The sequence below is a fragment of the Arthrobacter sp. E3 genome, from assembly GCF_017353415.1.
Classification (GTDB): Bacteria; Actinomycetota; Actinomycetes; order Actinomycetales; family Micrococcaceae; genus Specibacter.
On record NZ_JAFMPX010000008.1, the window covers coordinates 111425 to 127237 of the forward strand.

Here is a 15813-nt window from a genome sequence, read left to right on the forward strand (position 1 = left end):
TCCTGCATCCCTCAATAGTGCACCGGAGAGTGCAAGGGACGTTTCATGGGCACGAACTATGAAATCCGCACGCAAGCGTGCCGCCTGTTCGGGCCGGGTCGGACGTCTCTAAAGTTACACGAGATAAACGGGCCCATGTGATTAGTTTCCGCATGTTGAGAAGTTCCATCGCATTCCTTCTCCAGTGTGTCCGCTGCGGCGTCCTTAGTGCGGCGGCGGGGGAGCGGCTATGATATGTAGTGTTCCAAACCTGCGCGTTGGCATTTCCCTTGTGGGAGCGGCCATGTCCTGGGGGAATCATCTGTGCCGAATCAACAATGAAACATGGTGACAATACCCGTGAGTGCAACGCATCGCCCGGCCACCGAAACTCCGCAAAAGGTTTCGGTTGGTTTTTCGGAAAAGGCCAAGGGCTACCTGGCCCTGACAAAACCGAGGGTCGTGGAACTGCTTCTCGTCACCACTTTGCCGACCATGTTTTATGCCCACGGCTTCGCTGGCAAGGCCGGCGTACCGAGCCTGTGGCTCATGTTCGCGACCATGGTGGGCGGCGCGTTGGCGGCTGGCGCATCCGGGGCGTTCAACTGCTACATTGACCGCGACATCGACAAGATCATGAACCGTACATCCAAGCGCCCGCTGGTTACCGGCGTCATCACCCCGCGTGAAGCGCTCGTGTTCTCCTGGATTTTGACGGTGGTGGCCGTGGTTCTGCTGTGGAGCATCAACCCGCTCACCGGCATGCTGGGCATTGGCGCTATCTTCCTGTACGTGGTGGTGTACTCGCTGATCCTCAAGCGCCGCACCACGCAGAACATCGTGTGGGGTGGCGCGGCCGGCTGCATGCCAGTTCTTATCGCGTGGGCGGCCGTGACCAACACCGTCCAGTGGCCCGCTGTGATTCTTTTCATGATCATCTTCCTGTGGACGCCACCGCACTACTGGCCCCTGTCCATGCGCTACAGCGACGACTACAACGCCGTGAACGTTCCCATGCTCGGTGCCGTAGCCGGTTCACGCACCGTGGCTGTGCAGGTTGTGCTTTACACCTGGGCCATGGTGGCCTGTTCCCTGCTCATGATCCCGCTGGGCGGGGCCGGCATCGTCTACACGGTCACCACTGCCGCTGCCGGCGCCTGGTTCCTGTACGAGGCCCATACGCTCTACAACAACTCCAAGAAGGACCTGGTCACGAAGAAGAACGCCATGAAGGTCTTCCACGCCTCCATCACGTACCTGACACTGGTGTTCCTGTCCCTGGCCGTAGATCCCTTCGTGGGCTCGGCCCTGATGGGCTAGCCCTTCTCCTCCCCCCTTCCCCAACCTTCGACGGCGGACGGTGCCTCCCAATGAGGGGGTGTCGTCCGCTTTTTCGTGCCGCCCGCTACGTTGGTGGCAGCGGGTCAGGGACACCTTCAGGGAGCATTGATCGACTGAACATGCGAAAGTCGGGTGCGGGCCTTCCTGCTCGGTGTGGGACCGGAAGCGACGTGGGCGATTAGCCTCGAAAAATACCTTGACAGCAAGACACTTTCGGCGGAACTTGGGAGTAGGAGACCCGTAGCGGCAAGTAGCGTCGATGTGGGTGCGATGTCCGGAGGTTGGCAACTGTGACCGAGGTGCAGGATCTGGCGGCGTTCGTCTCGGCGGCGTCCATTTTCGATATGAGTGTTGCGGCATTGGACCAGCTGAAGGTCCGTGTGTTGGACACGATTGGTGTCGCCATCGGCGCTCTCGACGCCAAACCAATGGTCGCGATCCGGGGGCTGCTGGTCGATCTAGGTGGCACGGAGCAGGCCACCCTCATCGGTGGAGGCAAGACCTCCCCGGAGCGGGCGGCGTTCTACAACAGCGGTCTGAGCCGATACCTCGACTTCATGGACGCCTATCTGGCGAAGGGTGAGACGAACCACCCCTCAGACAACCTGGGAGCCGTGCTCGCAGCCGCTGAGAGCGTGGATGCCAGCGGTGCAGAGTTCCTTACCGCCCTTGCCATCGCCTACCAGGTGCAGGCCCGGCTCTCCGACGTCGCGCCTGTGAGGGCGAAGGGATTCGATCACACCACGCAGGGCGCCTACGCCGCGGCTGCAGCAGCAGCGAAAGCCCTTCGGCTTCCTGTCGGTCAAATCGCCAACGCCATCGCGATCTGCGGCACCGCCAACAACGCCCTGCGCGTGACCCGCACCGGTGCGCTGAGTAACTGGAAGGGACTCGCCTACCCGCAAGTGGCGAAGGAAGGCGTGTTCGCTGCGCTCCTGGCCTCTCGCGGGATCACCGGCCCGGCGGAGGTATTCGAGGGTAACAAAGGCTTCAAGGACACCATCGCCGGTCCGTTTGACATCGACTGGGCCAGCGAGGACCTAGAACGGGTGCGGCGCACGATCATCAAGAAGTACGACGCCGAGATCCACTCGCAGTCTGCGCTGGAGGCGGCACTGGACATCCGTCAGCAAGATGGGTTCCGTTCCGAGAACATCGTGGGCGTGCACCTGACCACCTTCGACGTGGCGCATTCAATCATCGGCGGCGGCGAAGAGGGCGACAAACGGATCGTGCGCACGAAGGAGGAGGCCGACCACTCGCTGCCCTGGATGATCGGTGTCGCCCTGCTGGATGGCGAACTCCTTCCCCGACAATACGAACCAGCGCGCATCACCGCCGACGACGTGCAGGCGCTGATGCGGAAAGTCTCGATCAGCCCCGATGACGGGTTCTCCGCACGGTTCCCCGACGAGATGCCGGCGCTCCTGGAAATTTCGATGGCGGATGGTGGAAAATACCACGCCGAGCACAGTGCCTACGAGGGCTTCCACAGTGACCCGCTGGGCTGGGCTGGCGCCGAACGCAAGTTCACCCGGCTTGCCGAACCCTTTGCCGACGCCGGGCTCCGAGCCGAGATTATCGCGATCATCCGCTCCCTCGAAAAGGAGAAGATCACGGCACTTACATCAGCACTCGGGCGTGTCAGCACGACACGCACACGCTGAGGCGCAATGCGCGCCACTCTAAGAAATGAGGACACCATGTCCAACACGATCGATTTCAACGTCGCATTCTATTTCGTACCCCGCGCGTTCCGGCCCGCGAAGCCGCGCAGCTTCGGCATCACCGAGATCCGTGCCCCGTACTACAACACGTTCGGTACCCGCCATCTGCAGGACGTCTTCGACGTCGCAGGGCAGTGGGTCGATGGCATTAAGTGGGCTGGCGGATCGTTCGCGCTCGTCCCGCCCGAGCAGGTACGTGCCTTCAGCGATATCGCACATGAGAATGACGCGTATGTCTCTTCCGGCGGCTGGCTCGAGACGGTGCTTCGCTACGGTGGGGACGCCGTCGACCACTACTTGGCGGAGGCCAAGGGAGTCGGCTTCGACGTGATTGAGATCTCCGCCGGATTCATCATGCTGCCGACATCCGGTCTGGAACGGCTCGTGGAAAAGGTCGTGAAGGCCGGCCTGAAGGCAAAGCCGGAACTGAGCATTCAGATTGGCTCCGGTGGTGACTCTGGCGAAGCCGAGCTCGCCGCCGAGACGAAGAAGGACACCGGCGACCTCGTCGACCGCGGCCGGAGGGCCCTGGACGCGGGGGCGTCGATCATCATGATCGAGTCGGAAGGTATCACCGAGAACGTGCTCGAATGGAACACTTCGGCCGCAGCCTCCATCATCAATGGACTCGGATTGCAGAACGTGATGTTCGAAGCAGCGGACGGGCCAGTCTTCGAGTGGTATATCAAAAACTACGGCAATGAGGTCAATCTGTTTGTCGATCACAGCCAGATCCTTCAGCTCGAGGGCCTGCGCCAGAACATCTGGGGCAATACGTCAACCTGGGGAAGGGTCATCAACCCGGCGCCGTCGACCTGAATGCAGAGCGGGCCGAGGCTCATTGGCGGGAGTCGGGTCTGAGTTCGTGTTCCCTCCCGTAGGTGGCGGTAGCCGTCCCGGCTGGTCTGCTCCTAAGATAAAAGCCCGGACGGGCCTGCCACGAATGACTTTTGGAAGGAAGCAAACCATGACTGGGAAATCAAACACACCGGAGCCGGCCGAAACTGACGTGGTCGGTGAGGTTGGCCCTGCGCACGGGGAAAGCATCGTCGTCGGGGTGGACGGTTCGGAGGGATCACTGTCCGCTCTGCATTGGGCGGTGGCCGAAGCACGGCTTCGCGGTACTGGCATCCGTCTCGTGATGGCCTGGCAGCAGCCCGAGCTTTACGGCTCCGGCACCGGACTCTTGCTGGGCATGGACCCATCCGGTAACACGGGAGCAATATTGGCCGATGCTGCGGAGGCCGAACTTGCCCGGCTTGGTACCGAGGCAGGAGCGGAAGAGCGCGCAGGGATCACATTGGAAGCCGTCGAGGGCCACCCCGCAGAAGTCCTCGTTCATGCCAGCGAAGGTGCGGCGCTGGTGGTGGTGGGTTCCCGGGGCCGTGGCGGATTCGTCGGGGCCCTGCTGGGCTCCGTGAGCCAGCACGTGGTGGCCCACGCACACTGCCCAGTGGTTGTCATCCCATATTCGGGCGCTGGGAGGACACGGTCATGACCCTCACACCAGTTCGGGAGGCCGGCACCTGGTCTCTACTGGCTTCCCGGACCACGGCCCAGCCCTTGGCCCCTCGACCGCATGGCTGCCTTCATCTACGATGAAATGGTGACCACGGACCAGGAAATGGCGGGCAGGAGACGGATCGTCGTGGCGGTTGCCGCCTCGATCGAACCGGGGTGGGTGGCCGCGATCAAGGCGGTCGATGACCGGCTTGATGTGCACTGTGAACCGCAGCCGATGCTTGCTCGGCAGTTTCAGGGACACAGCAACGATACTGGCAGCGTTCAACGGACCCGGGACGATGAAGCCCACTGGGGGATGACTCTGGCCGAGGCGGAGATCGTCCTTGGTTGGCCCAATAATACCGAGCAGGGTCTGGCGGACTTGGTGCGCATCGGCACAGGGCTGCGGTGGGTGCAGGCGACAGTCGGTGGAGCGGGCGGATTGGTGGAGGAAGCCGGGCTGAGCGTCCAGGAATTGGGCAGGATACGGATTACCGGGGTTGATGTGATCCAGGCCGGACCGCTGGCCGAATTTGCGATGTTTGGCCTGCTGGCGTTCGCCAAACAGCTTCCGCAACTGCGCTCCGATTCCCGGGGATATCCGGGGCGGTCCGTTATGTCCGAGCTGGCCGGACAGACCCTGCTTGTTCTTGGACTGGGCCCGGCGGAGGTGGCGCGGCTTGTCAAGGCGTTCGGTATGCGCGTCCTGGCCGTAACCCGGACAGGGAACGGGCAGGCGCCCAACGTGGACCAGCTGCGGCCCGCGCGGTTTCTGGGGGATCTGCTCCCGGTGTCCCACGCCGTCGTCCAGGCCCTGCCCCTGACAGGAAAGACCAAGGGCCTGATGGGATCTGGGGCCATGAGCCGGATGCGCGCAGACGCAGTCCTGGTCAACATCGGCCATGGCGCCGTCATTGACGAGGAAGCACTGGTCAATGGCCTGGCGCAAGGCCAGCCGGCAGCAGCCGTGCTAGACGCCACTGCGGCCGAAGCGTTGCCGTCCGGAAGCGTGCTCTGGTCCCTGCCCAACGTGTTGATCAGCTCACAAGACGCTGCGGTTTCACGGCGCGCGAACGAAAGGCTGCTTGCCTTGTTTACGGCGAATCTTCGCCGCTACCTGGCCGGGGAGGAACTTGTTGGCCTGGTTCGGACGTACCCGTACCCATGAGGGGGCGCGCCCCAACCTCGCCGGACGATTCAGCAGAATCCTAGGCCGTAGTGACGGTCTCCTTGCCGCGGGACAGGGCCACGTCGACAATGTTGGTGGCCACGGCAAGCATCAGCGAAGCGCCGAGCATGTGAACGCCCACGAGGATCGCGGGGATGCCGGTGAAGTATTGCCAGTAGCCGATGCTGCCCTGGAAAATCACCGAAACCACGAGCAGGATGGCTGCGTTGCGGAGCATGTCGCCCCGGGGCCTGCTCCAGAGCAAGACCACCAGCAACACGGCGGTGACCACCAGCACGTATACGGGTAGCACGTGGATGCGTGTGCTCAGGTAGCCATCAAGCTGCATGCGTGGGGAGGTGGAATCACCTGAATGCGGCCCGGACCCGGTGACGAGGGTTCCAAGCACCACGGCAAGATAGCTCGTAACTGCCGCGACTACACTGAGCTGGCGCAACAGCGGTCGCGCTCTGCGCACATTGGTTGGTGCCGTGGCTCCGGTGCGGTCGTAGGCCCTGTTGACCAGCAGCATGGATACAACCACAAGTCCGGCGGAAACGAGGAAGTGCAGGCTCACCACATACGGGTTCAGGCCTGTCAGTACGGTGATGCCGCCAATGACTGCCTGCGCCGGAATGCTGGCCAGCAGCGCAAACGCGAGCCAGAACAGGTCCTTGCGTTCCTTCCGTATGTTCCACAGCATCACCAGCAGGACCAGGCCGACGGCGGCCAGCGCGAAAGTGAGCGTGCGGTTGGCGAACTCGATGATCCCGTGGATGCCCATGGCAGGGGTGTTGGTGAGTGACTCCGCCGTGCACTTGGGCCAGGTGGGGCAGCCAAGCCCGGAGCCGGTCACCCGAACAACACCGCCGGAGACAATCAACACTCCTTGGCCGATCAGCGACGCGATGGTGAGGCGCTTGATCGCAGAAGTGACCATCCTGGGCAGTTTATTGGTGATATTCTGCATCGGGCTTTGTCGTGTTGTTGGTGATGAAGGACTGCTTTGACTCACTTCGGTGACGCCTTTCAATTCCATTTGAACCATTTGACTGCAGCAAAGGAGGCAACTGCTGCCCATGCCAGCAAAACTATGAGGCCCCACACATCAAGGCGGCTGTCGATCAACGCCGCACGCATGAGGTTGCCCAACGCTCCGGAAGGAAGCCACTGCACGAATCCTTCAAGGGCGCTGGAGAACTTGCCCGCCGGCAGCACAATACCGCCCAAGGCGGCAAACAAGATCCAGCCGAGGTTGGTGATGGCCAAGGTGGCTTCCGGGCGGACCGTCCCTGCAATGAGCAAGCCCAGGGCCGTGAAGGCCGCCGCTCCCAAGACGAGCAGCGGAATGCCCAGCAGCACTCCAGCCAGCGGCGGTCGCCAGCCCATGAAGACGGCCACCATGGAAATCAACGCCACTTGAAGGGCCAGCGCCACCAGCACGGCGAGCACCTTGCCGGCAATCAGCCCGGCTTTACCCAACGGGGTGGTAGACAGGAAGCGCAGCACGCCGTAGCGGCGGTCGAATCCGGTGGCAATGCCCTGGCCCGTAAATGCCGTGGAAAGCGCGCACAACGCCAGGATGCCCGGGGCGGCTATGGCAACACGTGGATGGCCCATGCCGTCGAGCAGGGGAGTGGCGACCAGTGCCACCAGACCCAGCAGCGGCATCACCACCATCAACACCAGCTGTTCGCCGTTGCGCAGCATGGTGGCAGCCTCATACTTGCCCTGATTGAGTATCCGGCTGGTCAGGGATGCAGCCTGGCCGGCGGGGGCGTCGTGAAAGAGCATGGTCATGAAATCCCCATCGTTTCCGTGTTCGAGCTGGTGGGCTCGGCGGATGCTGTTTCCCGAGCGCCGTTGGAGATGGCCAAAAAGACGTCCTCGAGCGATTGGGATGCCAGATGGACGGCTGTGGGCATCACTTGATGTGCAACACACCAACTGCCGAAGCGGGCCAAATCGTCCGGTTGCAGACCGCCGGCAATGCTGTAGCTTCCGGGGCGGGTTTCGGTGCAGGCAAGCCCGGGGCGTTGCAGGGCGGACAGTGCCAACCCCGCTGTGGTCTCAAACGTCATGACGCGATGCTTCTGGGCCGACGTCGAATGTTCAAGCAATTCCTGCACGGTGCCTTGGGCGACGGACTCACCCTTGTCCACGATGTAGACGTAGTCGGCAAGGCGCTGTGCGTCGTCAAGTAGGTGGGTGGTGAGGATGATGGCTTTGCCGCTGTCGCGCAATTCCCTGATCAATTCAAAAACCATGAGCCGCGACTGCGGGTCAAGGCCAGCACTGGGCTCATCGAGAAACAACACCTCGGGGTTGCCCAGCAGGCTGGCGGCAAGGGCGACGCGCTGCTTTTGCCCACCGGAAAGGCGGCGGATGTTGGTGTCGGAAAATTCACCTATTCCGAGCCGTTCAACCAGTGCATCAACGCTGAGCGGGTTGGCGTAAAGGCTGGCAACATGGCGCAGCAACGCAATGGGGCGGGCGGCGGGGGGCAGCCCGCCGTCCTGCAACATGACACCGACCCGGGCACGGAGGTCTGCGGATGCATGTTGCGGATCATGACCGAGCAACGAAATATGCCCGCCAGTGCGCTGTTGCAGGCCTTGGGCGCATTCGATGGTGGTGGTTTTACCCGCTCCGTTGGCGCCGAGCAGTGCCGTAACCGCACCAAAGTGCGCCTTCAGGCTAATGTTGGAAACAATGCGTTTCATCCGGCCGTCCATTGCCGGAAGGGGCCCCACGTCCTTGATGAGCCCGGAGATCTCCAGGGCAGGGGAAAGTGTCTTTGTCACGCGGCCATTCTACGCGAAGTACGCCAGTGACATGCCTCACAGCTAGAGGCTGGCAGGGGTGGGAAGGCTCACCTTAGTGGAAACGGCACCCCAATTACGGCATACTTGTCTTGTCTATTGTTGTGCTTTAATTCGATCGCGTGGAGGTGTTAATGAGTCAGGACGTTGAAGCCGGGAAGCTTCCCGCGCTCGAGCCCGATGAAAGAACCCGAGACCGCGTATTGACTGCCGTGCTTGAACAAGGACCAGTCAGCGCAGCGCAACTGGGCACTTTCCTCAAGCTGACACCGGCAGCCGTACGCCGCCACCTTGACAGCCTCACCCGTGAAGGGTTGATCGAAGTCAAGCTCATCAGCAACGCCAAAACCGGCGCCGGACGCCCCGCACGACGCTATGTTGTTTCGCGCCGTGGCCAAACTGAAATAGGCGACGACTACTTGGAAATTGCCCGGCTGGCCCTGAAGGAAATTTCAGGCATCCGTGGCGATGCGGGTGTCATCGAGTTTGCCGAACGCCGTTTTGCGAAGATGGAGGCAAAGTACCAGCCTCTCGTGGACGCAGCTGGCAGTGACGTTGCCGCCCGGTCCAAGGCGCTGGCGGAAGCGTTGAACGCCGACCAGTTTGTGGCGAGTTCCAACTCGCTCAACGCTGGGACAGCCATGGCAGCGGAGCAACTTTGCCAAGGACATTGCCCCATCCAGGAGCTGGCCAGCACCTTTCCCGAATTCTGCGACGCCGAGACCGAAGTTTTTGCCCGGCTCATCGGCGTCGATGTACGCAGACTCTCCACCATGGCCAGTGGCGGACATGTCTGCACCACGCACGTGCCCACCGGCCGTGCAGTGGTCCGAAAACTTGCCGGAACACCGGCAAAAAGTGTTCCGACGGGCGTTCAAGGCCTGTCGAAGCGAATTTCCACCCATCAGCAAGAAAGGCCGTGATGACGGATCAACTAGCGCAGGATGTAGGCGCGAAGGCTGCTGTCGAAGACACCACACTCCACCATATTCTCGATGCAAACCCCGAACTGGAGGGCCTGGGAAACTATGCCTTCGGCTGGTCGGATAAGAACGAGAGCAGTGACAATGCACGTCGTGGCATCAACGAAGAGGTAGTCCGCGACATCTCAGCCAAGAAGGGCGAGCCGGCGTGGATGCTAGATATGCGTTTGAAGGGCTTGAAGTACTTCGATCGCAAGCCCATGCCCACTTGGGGTGCGGACCTGTCGGGCATTGACTTCGACAACATCAAGTACTTTGTGCGTTCCACCGAGAAACAGGCCAAGACTTGGGAAGACCTGCCCGAGGACATTCGCAACACGTATGAGCGCATCGGCATCCCCGAAGCCGAGCGCAACCGCCTCGTCGGCGGCGTGACGGCTCAGTACGAGTCCGAAGTCGTCTACCACCAGATTCGTGAGGACCTGGAGGAACAAGGCGTCATCTTCACCGACACCGACACCGGCCTGCGCGATTACCCGGAACTGTTCCAGGAATACTTCGGCACCATGATTCCGGTGGGCGACAACAAGTTCGCATCACTGAACACGGCTGTCTGGTCCGGCGGCTCCTTCGTCTACGTCCCCCCGGGCGTTCACGTGGAAATCCCGCTGCAGGCCTACTTCCGCATCAACACCGAGAACATGGGACAGTTTGAGCGCACCCTCATCATCGCTGATGAAGGCAGCTACGTGCACTACATTGAAGGCTGCACGGCACCGATCTACACGACGGATTCCCTGCACTCGGCCGTTGTCGAGATCGTGGTGAAGAAGAACGCCCGCGTTCGCTACACCACTATCCAGAACTGGTCCAACAACGTGTACAACCTGGTGACCAAGCGCGCCATTGCACACGAAGGCGCCACCATGGAATGGGTCGATGGCAACATCGGTTCCAAGGTCACCATGAAGTACCCGGCCGTCTACCTTGTGGGCGAGCACGCCAAGGGTGAGACTTTGTCGGTTGCTTTTGCCGGCGAGGGCCAGCACCAGGACACCGGTTCAAAGATGGTCCACATTGCGCCCAACACGCAGTCCTCGATCATCTCCAAGTCGGTTGCCCGTGGCGGCGGTCGCTCGGCATACCGCGGCCTCGTGCAGATCCGTGAAGGCGCCAACCACTCAGCCAACACGGTTCGCTGTGACGCTTTGCTGGTGGACACCATTTCACGCTCCGACACCTACCCCTACGTTGACGTTCGCGAAGATGACGTCTCCATGGGCCACGAGGCTACCGTCTCCAAGGTCAGTGAAGAGCAGCTGTTCTACCTGCAGTCCCGCGGCATGCCCGAGGACGAGGCCATGGCCATGATCGTGCGCGGGTTCATCGAGCCCATCGCCAAGGAACTGCCCATGGAATACGCGCTTGAACTGAACCGCCTGATTGAACTGCAGATGGAAGGGGCCGTCGGCTAAATGACCGAGCTCACGCAAGAACACGCAACAGATTCAAATGTTTGGAGCCAGGGCTTCATCAAGGGAATGACGGAGGAGGGCGAGAGCCTGTCCGAAATCAACCCCGAGTCAGGCCCGCTCGGCGGCAGCGCAGCCAAGGCCCACAGCCATGGCGGCGACAGCCACGGTGGTGGCATCGGAGTTCCGGACAGCTCACGCGCCGGGCGCCTGACCTCCTACAAGCTGGCTGACTTCCCGGCCATCACGGGACGCGAAGAAGACTGGCGCTTCACCCCGCTCAAGCGCCTGCGTGGCCTTGACCGGGTTGGCATCAAGGGCCAGGAAATCAACGGCCCAGCGCCGGTGGTTTCGGTTACCAAGCCCGACGCCGTCACAGTAGAGACTGTGGGCCGTGACGATGTACGCATCGGATCAGCCGGTATCCCGGAGGACCGTGTGGCAGCAGCCGCATGGGAGAACTTCAGCGAAGCCACCATCGTCACCTTGCCTGCCAACCATGAAGGCACTGTGGATGACATCACCACGCTGACGCTGACCGGCCAGGGCGACGCCCCCGCCGCAGCGCACATCGTGGTTGAGGCCAAGCAGTTCGCCACCGGAGTGGTTGTGCTTGATCACCGCGGCACAGCCGTGTTGAGCGAGAACGTTGAAATCCTCGTTGGGGATGGCGCCAACCTGACGGTCGTCAGCATCCAGGACTGGAATGACGACTCCGTGCACGCAAGCGCCCAGCACATCCAAGTGGGCCGCGACGCCAAGGTCAAGCACGTCATCGTCAACTTGGGCGGCAACTTGCTGCGCACTACACCGTCGGCGCGCTACACGAGCACCGGCGGCGACGTCGAAATGTTCGGTCTGTACTTCGCGGACGCCGGCCAGCACTTGGAGCAGCGCCTGTTCGTGGATCACTCCACCAAGCACTGCAAGTCCCGCGTCACCTACAAGGGTGCGCTGCAGGGCGAGAACGCCCACGCGGTGTGGATCGGCGATGTGCTGATCCGTGCCGAGGCAGAGGGCACCGACACGTACGAGCTCAACCGCAACCTGATCCTGACCCGCGGTGCCCGCGCCGACTCAGTGCCGAACCTGGAGATTGAAACAGGCCTGATCGAGGGTGCAGGGCACGCAAGTGCCACGGGCCGTTTCGATGATGAGCAGCTGTTCTACCTGCAGACCCGCGGCATTGAGGAAAGCGTTGCCCGCCGTCTGGTGGTACGTGGATTCCTGAACGAGGTCATCCAGCAGATTCGTGTTCCCGCCCTCGAAGAGCGTTTGCGCGATTCGGTGGAAGCCGAATTGGCGGCGACACCGCAGTGAGTGATTCCTCCACGCCTGCCGGCGTCGTTGTCTGCCAAGACAGCGACGTTGCGGTCAAGTCAGCCATGTTGGTCGAGATTGATGACTACCCCATCGCCATTGTCAGGGACTCCTATGGAGTACTGCATGCGATCGGTGACACCTGCTCACACGCAGAAATCTCCCTCAGCGAAGGCGACGTGGAGGAGTGCACCATCGAATGCTGGGCACACGGCAGTTCTTTCGACTTGAAATCAGGTCAACCACTGACCCTGCCCGCATTCGAGCCTGTGCCCGTCTTTGCCCTGTCCGTCCATGGCAGCGACGTCTACGTGGACGTCAACAACATTCTTAACGGTGTCAGCACGCAGTAGCGTTGCGGCCCGCACAACATATTTTTAGGAGAAAATAGAGTATGTCTACTCTGGAAATCAAGGATCTGCACGTCAGCATCACCACCGCCGATCAGGGCACCAAGCCGATCCTCAAGGGCGTCAGCCTGACCATCAACACCGGCGAAACCCACGCCATCATGGGCCCCAACGGTTCAGGCAAGTCAACCCTTGCCGCCACCATTGCCGGGCACCCCCGCTACAACGTGGACAGCGGAACCATCACCCTCGACGGCGAAGACGTCCTGGCGATGACCGTTGACCAGCGTGCCCGCGCCGGCTTGTTCCTGGCCATGCAGTACCCCGTGGAAATTCCCGGCGTCACCATGACGAACTTCCTGCGCACGGCCAAGACGGCCATCGACGGCGAGGCCCCCAAGCTGCGCACCTGGACCAAGGACGTCAAGGCCGCTATGGCCAAGTTGCGCATTGAGCCGGAGTTCGCAGAGCGTAATGTCAACGAAGGCTTCTCCGGTGGCGAGAAGAAGCGTCACGAGATCCTCCAGCTGGAGCTTCTGCGCCCGAAGTTCGCAGTCCTGGACGAGACAGACTCCGGACTTGATGTTGATGCCTTGAAGGTTGTCTCCGAAGGCGTCAACCGCGCCATCGAGGCCGGCGGATTGGGCACCATCCTCATCACCCACTACACCCGCATCCTGCGCTATATCAAGCCCGACTTTGTGCACGTTTTCGTTGACGGCAGCATCGCCGAGCAGGGCGGCCCCGAGCTCGCCGACCGTCTGGAAGCAGAAGGCTACGACCGCTTCCTGGTGGCCGAGACCGCAACCGCCTAGTCGCTGCGCAACCCAACCACCGCGAAGAAGGAATCATGACTGACATCAGCGAATCAAGCCAGGCCGTTGCGCCGGCGCAGACTGATCTCGAAGACGTTGAGGAAGCACTCAAGGACGTCATTGACCCGGAACTGGGCGTCAACATCGTTGACCTGGGGCTGTTGTATGGCCTGCGGTATGGCGACGATGGTGCCTTGCTGTTGGACATGACGCTCACCACGGCCGCCTGCCCGCTGCAGGACGTCATCGAGGAGCAGGTGGAGAACTCACTGAGCCCCATCGTTGACGAATGGCGCATCAACTGGGTGTGGATGCCGCCGTGGGGTCCGGAACGGATCACCGACGACGGACGCGACCAGATGCGGGCCCTCGGCTTCAACATCTAGTCACCACTGAGGCAAGCGCCCCGGTTCCCTCGCGGGCAGTAAGATTTCCGCGGTCGCTGAGCGACCTTGTGAAATCCATCCCCGCTCCGGGAATCGGGGCGCTTGTCTGTCGTCCGACTGTTGCTGGTCTGGTGCCTGACTACACCTTGGGGGCGGCGAACGTGTCGCAGGCGTCAAGGGCGGCGTTTTGGTAGCCGATTGACAGCCATTTCTGCCTTTGTTCGCTGGAGCCGTGGCTCCAGGATTCCGGATTGGTGCGGCCGGTGGCGGCCTTTTGGATCCTGTCATCGCCCACGGAGGACGCTGCGGAGAGGGCGTCGTTGAGGTCCTTCTGCGTCAACGCCTTAAGGAATGGCTGCTTGGTGCCCGGCGCTGGCTGGGTGGACGCGTAGCGCATCCAAATCCCGGCGTAGCAGTCGGCCTGCAGTTCTGTGCGCACGGCGGCTGACTGGGAACCCTTGGAACCTTGCTGGGCTTTTCCGATGGTGCCCGTCAGGTTTTGCACGTGGTGGCCAAATTCGTGTGCCACCACGTATTCCTGGGCCAGAGGTCCGCCGGATGAGCCGAACTGGGTTTCCAGTTGCGAGAAGAAGTCCGGGTCAAAATACGCCTTGCTGTCTCCGGGACAGTAGAACGGGCCGACGTCGGAGCTCGCCTGACCGCAGGCGGTACTCACGCTGCCACTGAAAAATACTGTCTTGGGTGCCGGGTAGCTCACCTTGTACTGCGCAAGGTAGGCGGGCCAGAAGCTGTTGAGCGAATTGGCAGTGCCGAGAATGCGGCAGTCGAGGTTCGCATTCGCGTCTTGGCCGGTCTGGCATTTTTCCAGGCCGCCGGCGCCTTGCTGTTCAATTGCTGGCTGATTGCCCGTCTCTCCGACAATGGAGGACAGCAGCTCTGGGTTGATGCCCAGCAGGGCACCAATCAACACCACCAGTCCACCACCAAGTCCCAAGCCAACTTTGCCACCGCGGCCCATGCTGCGCCCGCGCCTGTCCTCTGCCTGTGATGGGTCAAGTCGTGCACCTTCATTAAAAGTCATGGAGATAGGATAGCCTGCCGCATCCGCCGGGGCCCGGAACCGGCGGTGTCGTTGAAGTGATCTACCATGAAAAGCATGCCTTTCATTGACAAGCTCAAGCAGTGGGCCGCGAACCACGGTGGCCGGACTGCGCTGATTGTGGGTGGGCGGCGCCTGACGTACAGCGAGTTGCTCCAGGCTGCCGAATGGCAGGCTGCTCAGGCCCATTCCGTTTCCACGTCCGGAGCCCGCAGTATGTCCGTCATCGACAGGCCCTCTGGCGCTGAGCTGGTCGTGGATTTCTGTGCTGCGTTGTCGCTGGGCCGTACCGCCATGATTCTCGATGCCAGCTGGCCAGCAGCGTTGCGAGCAAAATTGACACAGGCGGCACAGCAATGGGCGTCCGTTCAGGACGCTGCTGTGCAGCCGTTCCTCTTGGGTCTGTCCTCCGGGACGAGCGGGCTGCCTAAGGCCTTCGTCCGCACCACAGACTCGTGGCGGGAATCCTTCGTCCGCAGTGCGAAGTATTTCCAATTGGGGCCGGACAGTGTGACGCTTGCTCCGGGACCGCTTGCGGCCAGCATGAATCTGTATGCGCTGGGGGAGTCGATCCACGCCGGCTCCACGTTGGTTGCGTTGCCTCGCTTCAGTCCGGACGCCGCCTTGGACGCCATGGAGGAGCACGGAGTCACCCGAATCGTGTTGGTGCCCACCATCTTGGAGCTGATGGCTGCCCGTGGCATGGCGACGGGGCGTGACGGCGGTCAACTGAGGTCGATCGTGTGCGCAGGATCCGCATTATCGGAGCAGACCCTCTACGTCAGGCTGGTTGTGAGTCATTCGTGTCTTTTGATTAAAGGAGCCAGCCATGTCATCAATTACGAAGGGTTATACAAGGGATGAGATTCGTGGGTTGGTCCATGAATATTATTTGCAGCCTCATGGAACGAGGAAGGCTTGGCTTGATTCCAAGTCTTTGACGGTGT

16 protein-coding genes are annotated in these 15813 nt (G+C 61.6%); 12 read left to right on the top strand and 4 right to left on the bottom strand.

The features are described 5' to 3' along the window. The first annotated feature begins 339 nt into the window (after positions 1–339). The 5 genes from JMA46_RS05860 (at position 340) to JMA46_RS05880 (ending at position 5718) form a co-directional block, all read left to right on the top strand. A complete protein-coding gene (locus JMA46_RS05860; protein WP_303387559.1) occupies positions 340–1299 on the top strand; it encodes a heme o synthase in 960 nt (319 codons plus the stop codon). Between the two features lie 311 nt (positions 1300–1610). Further along, positions 1611–2987 (top strand): MmgE/PrpD family protein, encoded by a 1377-nt coding sequence (locus JMA46_RS05865; protein ID WP_348770071.1) that lies wholly within the window; start codon positions 1611–1613, stop codon positions 2985–2987. A 36-nt stretch (positions 2988–3023) separates the two neighbouring features. Further along, a complete protein-coding gene (locus JMA46_RS05870; RefSeq protein ID WP_207344388.1) occupies positions 3024–3866 on the top strand; it encodes a phosphosulfolactate synthase in 843 nt (280 codons plus the stop codon). 148 nt (positions 3867–4014) lie between these two features. Beyond that, positions 4015–4545, top strand: a complete 531-nt coding sequence (locus JMA46_RS05875) for a universal stress protein (protein WP_207344389.1) — start codon at positions 4015–4017, stop codon at positions 4543–4545. An 81-nt stretch (positions 4546–4626) separates the two neighbouring features. Beyond that, positions 4627–5718, top strand: coding sequence for an NAD(P)-dependent oxidoreductase (locus JMA46_RS05880; protein WP_207344390.1), 1092 nt, complete (start codon positions 4627–4629; stop codon positions 5716–5718). A gap of 40 nt (positions 5719–5758) precedes the next feature. Here JMA46_RS05880 and JMA46_RS05885 read toward each other — a convergent pair whose 3' ends face one another. From JMA46_RS05885 to JMA46_RS05895, 3 genes are all read right to left on the bottom strand, one after another. Continuing rightward, entirely contained in the window at positions 5759–6658 is a 900-nt protein-coding gene (locus tag JMA46_RS05885) for a COX15/CtaA family protein (protein WP_247647080.1), read from the bottom strand. 89 nt (positions 6659–6747) lie between these two features. Continuing rightward, entirely contained in the window at positions 6748–7512 is a 765-nt protein-coding gene (locus tag JMA46_RS05890) for an ABC transporter permease (RefSeq protein ID WP_207344414.1), read from the bottom strand. 2 nt (positions 7513–7514) lie between these two features. Beyond that, positions 7515–8453, bottom strand: coding sequence for an ABC transporter ATP-binding protein (locus JMA46_RS05895; RefSeq protein ID WP_207344415.1), 939 nt, complete (start codon positions 8451–8453; stop codon positions 7515–7517). 221 nt (positions 8454–8674) lie between these two features. On the opposite strand from JMA46_RS05895, the gene JMA46_RS05900 reads away from it, so the two are divergent. Genes JMA46_RS05900 through JMA46_RS05925 form a run of 6 tightly spaced genes read left to right on the top strand, consistent with a single transcriptional unit; the run spans position 8675 to position 13806 of the window. Beyond that, positions 8675–9463 (top strand): helix-turn-helix domain-containing protein, encoded by a 789-nt coding sequence (locus JMA46_RS05900; protein WP_207344392.1) that lies wholly within the window; start codon positions 8675–8677, stop codon positions 9461–9463. After that, on the top strand, positions 9463–10938 hold the full coding sequence (gene sufB, locus JMA46_RS05905; RefSeq protein WP_207344393.1) for a Fe-S cluster assembly protein SufB: 1476 nt from the start codon (positions 9463–9465) through the stop codon (positions 10936–10938). Before JMA46_RS05900 ends, sufB begins: the two co-directional genes overlap by 1 nt. Then, positions 10939–12255 (top strand): Fe-S cluster assembly protein SufD, encoded by a 1317-nt coding sequence (sufD, locus tag JMA46_RS05910; RefSeq protein ID WP_207344394.1) that lies wholly within the window; start codon positions 10939–10941, stop codon positions 12253–12255. Beyond that, positions 12252–12608: a non-heme iron oxygenase ferredoxin subunit gene (locus tag JMA46_RS05915; protein ID WP_348770072.1), complete on the top strand. Its 357-nt coding sequence runs from the start codon at positions 12252–12254 to the stop codon at positions 12606–12608. The genes sufD and JMA46_RS05915 overlap by 4 nt, the downstream gene beginning before the upstream one ends. A gap of 41 nt (positions 12609–12649) precedes the next feature. After that, a complete protein-coding gene (sufC, locus tag JMA46_RS05920) occupies positions 12650–13420 on the top strand; it encodes a Fe-S cluster assembly ATPase SufC (protein ID WP_207344395.1) in 771 nt (256 codons plus the stop codon). A gap of 35 nt (positions 13421–13455) precedes the next feature. Continuing rightward, entirely contained in the window at positions 13456–13806 is a 351-nt protein-coding gene (locus JMA46_RS05925) for a metal-sulfur cluster assembly factor (protein ID WP_207344396.1), read from the top strand. 139 nt (positions 13807–13945) lie between these two features. Here JMA46_RS05925 and JMA46_RS05930 read toward each other — a convergent pair whose 3' ends face one another. Further along, positions 13946–14848: a neutral zinc metallopeptidase gene (locus JMA46_RS05930; protein WP_207344397.1), complete on the bottom strand. Its 903-nt coding sequence runs from the start codon at positions 14846–14848 to the stop codon at positions 13946–13948. 75 nt (positions 14849–14923) lie between these two features. On the opposite strand from JMA46_RS05930, the gene JMA46_RS05935 reads away from it, so the two are divergent. After that, the gene (locus tag JMA46_RS05935; protein WP_207344398.1) at positions 14924–15730 is read left to right on the top strand and encodes an AMP-binding protein; all 807 of its coding nucleotides are present in this window, start codon (positions 14924–14926) and stop codon (positions 15728–15730) included. The last annotated feature ends 83 nt before the right edge of the window (positions 15731–15813 follow it).

Coding starts and splice junctions, on each gene's coding strand:
- JMA46_RS05870 (WP_207344388.1), top strand. CDS start 3,024: ATGTCCAACACGATCGATTTCAACGTCGCATTCTATTTCGTACCCCGC.
- JMA46_RS05875 (WP_207344389.1), top strand. CDS start 4,015: ATGACTGGGAAATCAAACACACCGGAGCCGGCCGAAACTGACGTGGTC.
- JMA46_RS05880 (WP_207344390.1), top strand. CDS start 4,627: ATGGCTGCCTTCATCTACGATGAAATGGTGACCACGGACCAGGAAATG.
- JMA46_RS05885 (WP_247647080.1), bottom strand. CDS start 6,658: ATGGTCACTTCTGCGATCAAGCGCCTCACCATCGCGTCGCTGATCGGC.
- JMA46_RS05890 (WP_207344414.1), bottom strand. CDS start 7,512: ATGCTCTTTCACGACGCCCCCGCCGGCCAGGCTGCATCCCTGACCAGC.
- JMA46_RS05895 (WP_207344415.1), bottom strand. CDS start 8,453: ATGGACGGCCGGATGAAACGCATTGTTTCCAACATTAGCCTGAAGGCG.
- JMA46_RS05900 (WP_207344392.1), top strand. CDS start 8,675: ATGAGTCAGGACGTTGAAGCCGGGAAGCTTCCCGCGCTCGAGCCCGAT.
- sufB (WP_207344393.1), top strand. CDS start 9,463: ATGACGGATCAACTAGCGCAGGATGTAGGCGCGAAGGCTGCTGTCGAA.
- sufD (WP_207344394.1), top strand. CDS start 10,939: ATGACCGAGCTCACGCAAGAACACGCAACAGATTCAAATGTTTGGAGC.
- sufC (WP_207344395.1), top strand. CDS start 12,650: ATGTCTACTCTGGAAATCAAGGATCTGCACGTCAGCATCACCACCGCC.
- JMA46_RS05925 (WP_207344396.1), top strand. CDS start 13,456: ATGACTGACATCAGCGAATCAAGCCAGGCCGTTGCGCCGGCGCAGACT.
- JMA46_RS05930 (WP_207344397.1), bottom strand. CDS start 14,848: ATGACTTTTAATGAAGGTGCACGACTTGACCCATCACAGGCAGAGGAC.
- JMA46_RS05935 (WP_207344398.1), top strand. CDS start 14,924: ATGCCTTTCATTGACAAGCTCAAGCAGTGGGCCGCGAACCACGGTGGC.